The organism is Flavobacterium muglaense (assembly GCF_014305155.1).
Classification (GTDB): Bacteria; Bacteroidota; Bacteroidia; order Flavobacteriales; family Flavobacteriaceae; genus Flavobacterium; species Flavobacterium muglaense.
On sequence record NZ_JACRUK010000001.1, the window covers coordinates 1 to 12207 of the forward strand.

At 35.1% G+C, this 12207-nt stretch carries 13 protein-coding genes; 9 read left to right on the forward strand and 4 right to left on the reverse strand.

The window, feature by feature from the left end:
* From H8R24_RS00005 to H8R24_RS00040, 8 genes are all read left to right on the forward strand, one after another.
* Nucleotides 1–388 (forward strand): transposase (locus H8R24_RS00005; RefSeq protein ID WP_187016534.1); only part of this gene is annotated, 388 nt, incomplete at its 5' end.
* 97 nt (nucleotides 389–485) lie between these two features.
* Nucleotides 486–1169 carry a nitroreductase family protein gene (locus H8R24_RS00010; protein WP_187016535.1) on the forward strand — a complete coding sequence of 228 codons (684 nt, stop codon included), beginning with the start codon at nucleotides 486–488 and terminating at the stop codon, nucleotides 1167–1169.
* 82 nt (nucleotides 1170–1251) lie between these two features.
* Nucleotides 1252–2118, forward strand: coding sequence for a DUF808 domain-containing protein (locus tag H8R24_RS00015; protein ID WP_187016536.1), 867 nt, complete (start codon nucleotides 1252–1254; stop codon nucleotides 2116–2118).
* Between the two features lie 126 nt (nucleotides 2119–2244).
* Complete coding sequence (locus H8R24_RS00020) at nucleotides 2245–2574, forward strand: GNAT family N-acetyltransferase (protein WP_225876745.1); 330 nt, start codon at nucleotides 2245–2247, stop codon at nucleotides 2572–2574.
* A gap of 9 nt (nucleotides 2575–2583) precedes the next feature.
* Entirely contained in the window at nucleotides 2584–3057 is a 474-nt protein-coding gene (locus H8R24_RS00025) for an SRPBCC family protein (protein WP_317172553.1), read from the forward strand.
* Nucleotides 3058–3116: 59 nt separating this feature from the next.
* Nucleotides 3117–4652, forward strand: coding sequence for a M20/M25/M40 family metallo-hydrolase (locus H8R24_RS00030; protein WP_187016537.1), 1536 nt, complete (start codon nucleotides 3117–3119; stop codon nucleotides 4650–4652).
* A gap of 214 nt (nucleotides 4653–4866) precedes the next feature.
* Entirely contained in the window at nucleotides 4867–5361 is a 495-nt protein-coding gene (locus H8R24_RS00035; RefSeq protein ID WP_225876746.1) for a hypothetical protein, read from the forward strand.
* Between the two features lie 11 nt (nucleotides 5362–5372).
* The gene (locus H8R24_RS00040; protein ID WP_187016538.1) at nucleotides 5373–5906 is read left to right on the forward strand and encodes a hypothetical protein; all 534 of its coding nucleotides are present in this window, start codon (nucleotides 5373–5375) and stop codon (nucleotides 5904–5906) included.
* Between the two features lie 66 nt (nucleotides 5907–5972).
* Here the strand turns inward: H8R24_RS00040 and H8R24_RS00045 are convergent, their stop codons facing one another.
* The 3 genes from H8R24_RS00045 to rpmH all read right to left on the reverse strand — a co-directional run bounded on the left by H8R24_RS00045 (nucleotide 5973) and on the right by rpmH (nucleotide 10507).
* Nucleotides 5973–7145, reverse strand: a complete 1173-nt coding sequence (locus H8R24_RS00045; RefSeq protein WP_187016539.1) for an alginate lyase family protein — start codon at nucleotides 7143–7145, stop codon at nucleotides 5973–5975.
* 159 nt (nucleotides 7146–7304) lie between these two features.
* Nucleotides 7305–10157, reverse strand: coding sequence for a carbamoyl-phosphate synthase large subunit (gene carB, locus H8R24_RS00050; protein WP_187016540.1), 2853 nt, complete (start codon nucleotides 10155–10157; stop codon nucleotides 7305–7307).
* A 188-nt stretch (nucleotides 10158–10345) separates the two neighbouring features.
* Nucleotides 10346–10507, reverse strand: a complete 162-nt coding sequence (gene rpmH, locus H8R24_RS00055; protein WP_026706823.1) for a 50S ribosomal protein L34 — start codon at nucleotides 10505–10507, stop codon at nucleotides 10346–10348.
* Between the two features lie 163 nt (nucleotides 10508–10670).
* On the opposite strand from rpmH, the gene H8R24_RS00060 reads away from it, so the two are divergent.
* Nucleotides 10671–11186, forward strand: a complete 516-nt coding sequence (locus H8R24_RS00060; RefSeq protein WP_187016541.1) for a DUF2892 domain-containing protein — start codon at nucleotides 10671–10673, stop codon at nucleotides 11184–11186.
* A gap of 59 nt (nucleotides 11187–11245) precedes the next feature.
* On the opposite strand, the gene H8R24_RS00065 is transcribed toward H8R24_RS00060, so the two are convergent.
* Nucleotides 11246–12124, reverse strand: coding sequence for a PPK2 family polyphosphate kinase (locus H8R24_RS00065; protein ID WP_187016542.1), 879 nt, complete (start codon nucleotides 12122–12124; stop codon nucleotides 11246–11248).
* Nucleotides 12125–12207 lie beyond the last annotated feature (83 nt).

A 12207-nucleotide genomic window follows, 5' to 3' on the forward strand; every position in this document is an offset into this window, starting at 1 on the left:
TTCACCAATAACAGGTGATCATTTTCAATTAATTCTGCCACATTGTAACACTGATAATTTTCAAGTTTTTCTAAATAATTTCTCAAAAGAAAATCCCAAAGAACTTAAAATAATGGTGTTGGATAATGGACGGTTTCATAAAGCTAAAAGATTAATCATTCCTGAAAACATTGTTTTAGTTTTTTTACCTCCTTATAGCCCAGAACTTAATCCAGCAGAAAAAATATGGGCAAAATACAAAAGAGAATTTTCAAATAAATTTTATAATTCTTTAGAAGATGTAGAAAGTTTTATAAGTAATATCGTAAAAAACACAACTCAAAAAGAGGTCATGAGTATCTGTGGTTATAGCTATGTTTTTTTAGACAATATTTGGTCTATACAATAAATGCGTTTGGTATTAGTGTAGCATGACTTTATAGCCACACATTTGCCTTTGCTTAGCATAAAATTAATTATATTTGAGACTATAAAAAATAACCTTTATGCCAGACAAAAAAATAATCGAAGAACACCCTTATATAAGGTACAGTAAACCAATACTATCCGACGAAGAAATCATCAAACGCTCTGCTTCATTTTATGAATCGATGGACGGTAGACGTTCAGTTAGAGAATTTTCGGACGCCCCAGTTCCTCGTGAAGTTATTGAAAATATAATAAAAACTGCCTCAACAGCTCCTTCAGGTGCTCATAAACAGCCATGGACTTTTTGTGTAATCGAAAATCCAGAAGTAAAAAAACAAATTAGAATTGCTGCCGAAGAAGAAGAACTAGAAAGTTACGAATCTCGCATGTCAAGTGAATGGCTCGATGATTTAAAACCGCTAGGAACCGATTGGCAAAAGCCTTTTCTGGAAATAGCACCTTACCTCATCATTGTTTTTAGACGAATTTATGAGTTTGGCCCCGAAGGAAAAAAGAAAAACAATTATTACGTTCAAGAAAGCGTAGGACTAGCTTGTGGTTTTTTATTAGCTGCTATTCACAACGCCGGTTTAGTTTCTTTAACGCATACCCCAAGTCCAATGAATTTTATCAGTAAAATTCTAAACCGCCCCGAAAACGAAAAACCATTTTTATTAATTCCTGTTGGATATCCCGCAGCCGAATGTTGGGTTCCAGACATCAATCGAAAAGAACTAGACGAAGTAGCCATTTTCTACTAGACCCCTCTTTTTATAATAAAAATAACGCCAACAGTGTTGGCTTTTTAAAACTAAAAATTAATTATACAAAACGATAAATTTTATGGCTTCAGGATTTTTTGCCCTTCTAGATGATATCGCAGCACTTATGGATGATGTTGCAGTAATGAGTAAAGTGGCTACCAAAAAAACAGCAGGAATACTTGGTGACGACTTAGCAGTAAATGCCGAAAAAGCTTCTGGATTTGTAAGCTCCAGAGAAATCCCTGTTCTATGGGCAATTACCAAAGGTTCATTACTAAACAAACTAATCATATTGCCCTTTGCCTTTTTACTAAGCGCTTTTGCCCCACTGGCGATCACTATTATTCTAGTATTAGGTGCATTATACCTCGCTTATGAAGGTGCCGAAAAAATATACGAATATATCGTACCACACCACCACGATGAAAACAGTACTGAAATTGCCGAACTAACCGAAGAGGAAATTTTATTGATCGAAAAAGACAAAATTAAATCGGCCATTGTTACTGATTTTATTCTCTCTATCGAAATTGTCATTATCGCATTAGGCACCGTATTAGAAGAGACTATCGTACATCAAATAATCGTAGTGAGCTTTATAGCATTACTAGCAACGGTAGGTGTATACGGTATTGTAGCGCTAATAGTAAGAATGGACGATCTAGGTCTTGCCTTAAAGAAAAGAAAAAACGGCTTGATGCAAACCATAGGAACTATTTTAATCCAAGCCTTGCCTTTGGTCATTAAAGCCCTGGCATTTATAGGAACAATTGCCTTATTATTAGTTGCTGGAGGGATTTTTGTTCATAAAATAGAACCTTTACATCATGTTTTGAGTAATTTTCCTGATATCGCCAAAGAATTTATCATCGGTCTAGCAGGAGGAATTATCGCATTAGTTGTCGTTTTATTGATCAAAAAAATCATTAAAAAAATAAAGTCGTGAACTAATAATTATTAAATGATTGACATTCGATTAATTGATATTCAAGATTCTTTTTACCCATTTGAACAAGAATTATGAAATAAAATTTTACTGCGCCCTCTCGGAATTCCAGATCATGCTTGGGAAATGCACGATTCAGCAGCTTGGCATTTTATAGGGCTTGACAATAATATCGTCCTTGGCTGTGTGGTTTTGGTTCCTATAAATCCAGAAAAAACGGTAGCCCAGCTCATGCAAATGGCTGTCGACACCAATCAACAAGGAAAAGGCATTGGCAAACTATTAGTAAATGCATTAATCGCTTTCGCAAAAGCAAAAGGGCTAATAGAAATCATTTGCCATGCTAGAGAAAATGCAGTCCCTTTTTATTTAGGGTTAGGATTCGAAATATATGACGATCCTTTTATTGAAGTAGGAATGCAGCATTACCACATGAAAATTATTTTAGACCATTAAAAAAAGAACGTGACTATAGACAACACTACATACGCCGAAGCTGCAATGCTTATCAATAAACCTATTGCAACAGTATTTCAAGCTTTTATCAATCCCGAAATTACGACTAAGTTCTGGTTCACAAAAGCATCAGCCTCTTTAGAAGAAGGGAAATCTATTGACTGGAATTGGGAAATGTACGGCAACCATACCGTTACTGTAAAAGTTTTAACTATAAAAGAAAACGAATTAATCGCAATTCAATGGGGTGATAATGAGCAAAATATTGTGGAATTCGAATTTAATAATTTAGGCGAAAGCAAAACATTTGTCACCATCACCTTCAACGGTATTCAAGGAAGAGTAGACGAACTTTGCTCTCAAATTAGAGATACAACAGAGGGTTTTACGCTAGTTCTTGCAGGTTTAAAAGCGTATTTAGAACATAATATTCAACTTAATTTAGTAGCAGATCGATTTCCAGCTGAACTAACTGAAGCATGATTTGAAGGATGATTCTATAATTAATGATCTTCTTTAGGAAAAACAATAAATACTTTGACATGAAAAAATTAAATCACACAGTACTATTTCTTATTTTGGCTACTCAAGTCCTTAGCGCGCAATCTACGGAAAGCTTAAAAATAAGAAAGCAAACGCAGCAGAATGCAAAAGTAATTATTCGTGAATTTACCGATTTCTTAAAGATTCCAAATGTTGCAGCAAATCCTATAAGCCTGCGTGAAAACGCTAATTTTATTATGGGAATGATGACAAACAAAGGGATTAACAACGTACAATTGCTGGAAGGAAAAACCGAAGATACCACTCCTGCTGTATATGGAGAAGTACTTGTACCCGGCGCTAAACAAACATTGATTTTCTACGCACACTATGATGGCCAACCTGTAAATCCAGCACAATGGGACAAAAAACTAACTCCTTTTACACCCCAACTATTTACCGCAAGTCTTGACAAAAACGGTACTAGTATTCCGTTCCCACAAGACGGAAAATACAATGGAGAATGGAGAATATATGCCCGAGGAGCATCTGACGACAAGGCTGGTGTGGACGCAATTTTAAATGCATACGATGCCATTAAAAAAAGCGGACTAAAACCTACTTACAATCTTAAGTTCTTTTTTGAAGGTGAAGAGGAAGAAGGGTCTACTCATCTTGATGCTATTTTAGAAAAAAACGCTAAACTTTTAACTTCGGATTTATGGATCATCTGCGATGGCCCCGTACATCAATCAGGAAAAAAACAATTATACTTAGGCGTTAGAGGCGATACTAATCTAGACCTTACTGTATATGCTTCAAAAAGACCACTACACAGTGGACATTATGGAAATTGGGCACCCAATCCAGCAATGATGCTAGCCGAATTACTCGCTTCTATGAAAGAGGATGACGGCCGAGTAAGCATTAAAGGTTTTTATGATGATGTGATTCCGCTAAGTCCATCAGAGAAAGCGGCTTTATTAGAAGTTCCATCAGTAGACGCTCAAATGAAAACTGAGCTAGGAATGGGTAATCCAGAAATGAAAGACATATCATTAAGCGAAGCAATCAATTTACCCTCGTTAAATATCAATGGTATACAAAGTGGTAACGTAGGTAAAATGGCCTCAAATCAGATTCCAACCACAGCTACCGCAGTACTTGACCTGAGATTAGTTTTAGGAAACGACTGGAAAAGACAGCAACAAAAAGTAATTGATCATATCAAAGGACAAGGCTATTTTGTTACCACCAATGACCCAACAGATCAAGAAAGAGCTACATATCCAAAAATCATAAAAATAATTGCTAATCCAAATGGAATAAATGCGCAACGCACTTCAATGGATCTACCAATAATTAAGAAAGTTATTGCGGCCGTAAAAGCGACAACTAACGACCAAGTAGTTTTACAACCCACGATGGGTGGTAGCTTACCTTTGTACTTGTTTGAAAAATACTTAAAAGCCAACACTATTTCAGTGCCTATTGCAAATCATGATAACAATCAACATGCTGAAAACGAAAATATCCGTCTTCAAAATTTATTTGACGGTATTGAAACTATGGGTTCCTTAATGTTACTGAAGTAAATAATAATAAAAAACATAATTATTACATGGCTATCCATAATCTGCAAACAGTAAGATGATCTCAACAAAAACAACAAAAAATCTTCCAGACCAAAATCTACTTCAGCAAATTTGCAAAGCTATTGCTGTTTTAGACGCTATCATTTCGCCAGAATGGGAATATCGATACTACTCCTTTAACTCAAAATAGGCAAAAGGGGAACAGTTTTTCGAAATGAGAGACGGTTGCGGAGACCAGATGTTAATATTATTTCAAGAGGACAAATCCGTTATAAATGGCTTTGCTCATGAACTTTATGATTTTGAAGTCCATTTACCTAACAAGTCACAACTAACAGTTGGCCTTCCTGAAATGTATGAGGAATTTATCTTCGGTGAACCCGTAAAAAGCATCGGAACTACTTTTTGCATTTGGCTAAACGATCAAAATAAATGGACTATCGGCGATTTAGAAAATAATTTCAATGACGGTTCTCCAGAAATGCTAACTATTTTTGACGGAAATCCACAAACTTATATCGATTGGGCAACCGAATATTTTGAAGAAAGCTACACACAAACAGGTATCCCTTTGCAAACTGTAACTGACATTTACAATGGAAAAACACTAACAAAATCGATGGTTTTGTCCATTGTAGACCAAATCGAAGACTGGAAACAACTTGAAAAAGATCTAGTCGAAATTAACTACCCATCCCATTTCACATAAAAAAACTAAAAATGGGCTTTGGGTTCAACTTATTTTTCATTTTAATAGTAATACCACTAACAGCAATCTTACTGCTTGCTTGGGGTTTGAGCCGCAAAAAAGTTTACGGTAAAACGATAGGTATAATTTGGATCGTAATTATCGGCATTATTTTTATTGCATCAACAACTACCGCTTTAACATCCAAAACAAAACTTAACAAAAAAGATTACTACGGGCACTATTGTATAGATCGCGACTATTTTCCGGGTAAGCAAGCCGACTGGCAATATGAAAATTTTAGATTTGAAATTAAAGACAATGACTCCATATACTTTTATGAAACCGATAAGGAGAAAATAATAAAAACGTATCGAGGAACCATTTCGACTACCATTCCTTATAGTTCTGCAAGACTTATTATTAACATGCAACAACCTTCAAGCCACATTACGACAAGTAACCCTACTGTTTACAGAGGGAGTTGGGACTTTATTTTAGTATTCAATTCTCCTAAATTCAATAACGTCTATTTTAAAAAAGGAGAATGGGCACCACTCGAATAATAACATTCCTAATTTCACATATAATCCAAAAAAAGCCTCAAACTAGTCTAGTTGAGGCTTTGTATTTTAATATAAAATAGATGTATTATTCTTTTTAGCTTTCTTCAACCTATTTTTATAATACTTATTATAAAGAGGCTTTTCTAACATTTTGTCTACACGATATAATTGCCAACGTAGATTTTCTTGAACAGCTTCCCATTCTTTAATTTGTTGGTACGGAAATACTGCTTGTGGCTGATTAACATATGGCACTAAAAATTCAATAGCTTTCAAGATACTTCTTCCATCTTTAGATTCCTGATGAAGCAAATCAATATTTAGCGATTTTGCCATTTGCGCCATGTCTAAAAAATGAGTCAAATTAAAAGTAGAATACCCTAAAGCTGTCGTTCTTTCCAATTCTAGCGGTTGGGACCCATCAGGCTCAATTTGTGTAAACAATCTATTCTCTGCAAACTGATTGACTATTTTTTTAGCCAATTCATGGTCACCAATAAAAAGAGCATAACGTGTTAATTGTACATCAAAAGCGGTACCATGATTGTTTTTTGCTTGTTGTTCTTCAGCTGCTACAGTAGAAGTTTGCAACCAACTAACATACGTTTTAAACCAATCTTGTATCGCCATTTGATCTAGTGTCTCGAAAGCTTTTGACTCCTTAAGAATTTCAACTGCATCAAGCATTTCAAAAAAAGAATAAGTATCCAGAATCCCTTCTCCTCTACCCATACCATTTCTTACACCGGGAATAGTTTGTCCGTAATCCATATTCGGGTTCATTTTTGTATCAGCATTCAGGAACCAAATACGCAAATCAGCTACTGCTTTTTCAGCATATTTCTCATCAGTTGTTAGATGGTATGCCAAGGCAAGCGTCTCTACACTTCTAGCAAAATCACTTAAGGGATAACGGTCTAACTTTTCAATCTCAGGATTAGATTGACCGTCTTTTCTAATATAAGGCAAACCATCCGTTTTTGTAGGATCGGGCCACCAATAGCGACCCATACTCATATAATCGTGCTTATCTCCACTAGAAGGTGTCATTTCTTTATCAACGACCGTTACTAGAGTTTGATTCAATTTTTCATTGGCTTCTTTTATAATAGCCCTTATTTCAATGGTATTCTTATCTTTAGCTTCATCTAAACTTTTTATATTCCAAACACGCAATTGCGCTTGCACGTTCACAACAGCTAAAAGAGTAAATAGTGGTATCCAATTTGTTTTGATCATCTTCTATAAATTTAAATCGAATGTAATGTAGTAAAAAAATACTTTTACACACTATTGGTTTACCAATTTACAATAATAATGCAAATTAATCAACTTATCCAGCTGTAGCAAAAACAAAAAAAGCCCCAATCAAGGGGCTTTTTTATATCAAAATTGAGATTATTTACTCAAATACATTTTTCTTCTGGAGTACAATTCGTAGAACTGATCGTCTTTTAAGTCATCAATAAACAAGATGCTTTCTCCTGTTGATTTCATTTCTGGTCCTAATGCTTTGTTTACATTATGGAATTTACTGAAAGAGAAAACCGGTTGCTTGATTGCAAATCCTTTTAATTGTGGGTTAAAAGTAAAGTCGGTTACTTTATTATGTCCTAACATTACTTTAGTCGCATAATTTACATAAGGTTCTCCATACGCTTTCGCAATAAACGGCACTGTACGAGACGCTCTAGGGTTTGCTTCAATGATGTAAACCGTATCGTCTTTAATAGCAAACTGAATATTGATTAAACCTACCGTTCTTAAACCTAATGCAATTTTCTTAGTATGATCTTTGATTTGTTGCATTACAAACTCCCCTAAGTTAAAAGGAGGCAAAGTAGCATTACTGTCTCCAGAGTGCACTCCGCAAGGTTCGATATGCTCCATAATTCCTATGATGTATACATTCTCTCCGTCACAAATTGCATCGGCTTCAGCCTCAATTGCTCCGTCAAGATAATGGTCTAACAGTAATTTATTCCCAGGAATGGTTTTCAATAAATTCACAACATGCTCTTCAAGCTCTTGCTTGTTGATCACAATTTTCATTCCTTGACCACCCAATACATAAGAAGGACGAATCAATAATGGAAAATCCAAAGTATCTGCTAATGCTGCGGCTTCATCTGCTGTTTCAGCAATTCCAAATTGTGGAAAAGGAATATTTAACTCCGTTAACAAATCAGAGAAACGCCCTCTGTCTTCGGCTAAATCCAAAGCATCAAAGCTTGTTCCGATGATTTTGATTCCGTATTTAGATAATTTTTCAGCTAGTTTCAAAGCCGTTTGACCACCTAACTGCACGATTACTCCTTCTGGTTTTTCGTGCTGAATGATATCGTAGATATGCTCCCAGAAAACAGGCTCGAAGTATAATTTATCTGCTGTATCAAAGTCAGTAGACACCGTTTCAGGATTACAGTTAATCATAATTGTTTCATATCCGCATTCTTTCGCAGCTAGCACTCCGTGTACACATGAATAATCAAATTCAATTCCTTGACCAATTCTATTTGGGCCTGACCCAAGAACAATTATCTTCTTTTTATCTGTAACAACACTTTCGTTATCTACATAACGTGTACCGTCTGCTTTTTCTATTTCAGCTTCAAAAGTTGAGTAATAGTAAGGAGTCTTTGCCTTGAACTCAGCCGCACAAGTATCTACTAATTTAAATACACGGTTGATATTTGTATCCATACGCTTTGTATGAACCGCACTTTCTAGACATCCCATCATATGTGCAATTTGTCTATCGGCAAAACCTTTTTGTTTTGCTTCAAGCAAAAGCTCTCTTGGCAATGTCTCTACTTTATAGTTAGAAATTTCTTTCTCAAGCGTATAAAGTTCTTCATATTGTTTCAAGAACCACATATCAATTTTAGTAATTTCATGAATGCGGCTCAAAGGAATTCCCATGGCAATTGCATCATAAATTACAAAAACACGATCCCAACTTGCAAAAGTTAGTTTTTCTATAATTTGTTCGTAGTTTGTGTAGCCTTTTCCGTCAGCTCCTAAACCGTTTCTTTTTATTTCTAATGATTGCGTTGCTTTGTGAAGCGCTTCTTGAAAGGAGCGTCCAATTCCCATTACCTCACCTACAGATTTCATTTGAAGCCCTAAAGTTCTATCCGCTCCTTCAAATTTATCAAAATTCCAACGTGGAATTTTCACAATCACATAATCCAAAGTTGGTTCGAATAAAGCCGAAGTTGATTTGGTAATTTGGTTTTGCAACTCATCAAGATTGTATCCTAAAGCTAATTTTGTTGCAATTTTCGCAATTGGATATCCCGTTGCTTTTGATGCTAATGCTGATGAACGCGATACACGAGGGTTGATTTCAATTGCAACGATATCTTCTTTATCATCTGGCGAAACAGCAAACTGCACGTTACAACCTCCTGCAAAGTTCCCAATACTACGCATCATTAAGATTGCATAGTCACGCATTCTTTGAAAAGTAGTGTCAGACAAAGTCATTGCTGGCGCTACAGTGATCGAATCTCCAGTATGAATTCCCATTGGATCCATATTTTCGATCGAACAAATGATTACAACGTTGTCATTTTTATCTCTTAAAAGTTCTAGTTCATACTCTTTCCAACCCATTAAAGCCTTGTCAATTAAGACTTCATGAATAGGTGATGCTTCTAGACCTCTTGTTAATAATTCATCAAAATCTTCTTTGTGATATACAATTGCAGCTCCAGTACCTCCTAGAGTAAATGAAGGACGAATTACTAAAGGAAAACCATATTCTTGCGCAATTTCTTTACCTCTAAGGTATGAAGTACAAATTTCGGCAGGAGCAGATGGTACATTTATTTTTTTAAGTAGTTGTTTAAACTGTTCTCTATCCTCAGTAATATTAATTGCATTTACATCAACACCAATCATTCTTACCCCAAAATCTGACCAAATCCCTTTTTCATCAGCTTCTAAACACAAATTAAGTGCTGTTTGTCCTCCCATTGTAGGCAATACCGCATCAATTTGTGGGTGTGCTTTAAGGATTTCAATGATTGATTTAGTTGTTAAAGGTTTCAAATAAATATGATCGGCCATTGATGGGTCGGTCATGATCGTCGCAGGATTAGAGTTTATCAAAATAACTTCTATTCCTTCTTCACGAATGGATCGTGCAGATTGTGATCCTGCATAATCAAATTCACAAGCTTGACCAATAACAATAGGTCCTGAACCTATTATTAAAACGGATTTAATTGATGTATCTTTTGGCATATTATTGTAATTATATGTAGTTTGTTGTTGTAGTTCTATTTTAATATCTAACACGAAATCAGCATAAAAGCTTTTTTAAATGTTATAAAAATCAGGATTTGCCTTTAAAAAAAATAATAATTTAACGACAAGGTATAAAAAAAGGCGATACTAAAAAAAGTAACGCCTTATTTATGTTTATACAAACATTATTTTTTGTGTCTTGGGTCACAAGAAACAGTCAATTTATGTCTTCCTTTAGCTCTTCTTCTAGCAAGAACTTTTCTTCCATTCGCAGAAGCCATTCTGTCCATAAATCCGTGCTTATTTCTTCTTTTTCTTTTCGATGGTTGAAACGTTCTTTTGCTCATTGCTTTGTATCTTTAAATCTTATTTATATGTCTTCTTATTTTCGAATAACTGTTATCCTAAAACCGAGTGCAAATATACAAAGACTTTTTTTTCTCACAAGTAGTTTTGTAAAAATATTTTCAATTCATTTTACTATATTTGCCTTCATAAAACAATCACACTATGTTTCACAAGAATATTAAACTTATTATCGCCGGGCTTATTGTAATTACTGGCATCTGGCAATTTACTGAAAACAATATTGGAAACGGAATTTTCCTATTCTTATTGACTGCAATTCCTATTTTCCTTTATTTTAAAAACGAATTCATCTTATTAGCTTTCTTAAAACTGCGCAAACAAGACTTTGAAGGTGCTACAAAATGGCTTTCGTTCATTAAAAACCCTGAAGGTGCTTTAGTACAAAAACAACAAGGATATTACAATTACCTTCACGGAATCATGCTTTCACAAACAAATATTAATCAAGCCGAGAAATATTTCAAAAAAGCAATCGAATTAGGATTATCAATGGATATGGATCTTGCTGTAGCAAAGCTAAACCTTGCAGGTGTAGCAATGTCTCGTCGTCGTAAGCTAGAAGCTACTAATTTATTAAACGAAGCAAAACGTTTAGACAAACAAGGAATGCTAAAAGAACAAATCACAATGATGAAAGGTCAAATGAAAAAAATCTAATTTTTTTTATTCCTTACAAATAAAGAAGCCGTTTCTAATCCTAGAAACGGCTTCTTTATTTACTCTTTTCTCAAAACGTCTTTGTAAAGTTCAATATTTGCTTTTACCTTTTCATCTAGTTCCGGCTCTTTAATGTCCGTATGCTTTTGCATTTCTTCCCAAATAATTTTGGCCACAATGTAACGACACATATCTTTATCATCAGCAGGAACAACATACCAAGGTGCATAATCCGTAGACGTTGCGTTTATCGCCTCCTCATAATACTTCATATAATCATCCCAACGCGCTCTTTCCTTCAAATCTCCTACAGAGAATTTCCAGTTGTGCTTTTCCTCTTCCAAGCGACGCAACAACCGTTCTCTTTGCTCCTCCTTGCTCAAATTGATAAAAAACTTCAGCACTATCGTTCCGTTTTGAGTAATGTGCTTCTCAAAATTCCTTATCTGCTCCATTCTATTCTCCCAAAACTCTGGCTTTATATCCTCCACCTGTTCAATTCCTGGGATATTTTCATTCATAATATATTCCGGATGAACACGTGTAACCAAAACATTTTCATAATGCGTACGGTTAAAAACCGCAAATTTCCCTTTTTCAGGCAGCGCAATATAATGACGCCATAAATAATCATGCTCCAACTCCGTCGAGTTTGGCGTTTTAAAACTATGCACCACCACTCCACGAGAATTAAACTCCTTAAAAACTTCCCGAATCAAACTGTCCTTCCCAGAGGTATCCACCCCTTGCAAACAAATCAAAACGCCATATTTATTATGAGCATACATCACATCTTGCAGCTCACTCAACTTCTCGCGCACGTTCTCTAATTTATCTTCTTTGGCATCCTCATCTGCCTTAACATGCAAGTTTGTAGCTAGTTCTGATAATTTTATCGCTTTTACAACTTTAAAATCGTCTGGGTTTATTGATTTCATAGGAAATATTTTATCTTTATAAAATCAAATATAATAAATAATTAGGACTAATCCTGATGAATTTCAGGAGCTATTTCCGGCTA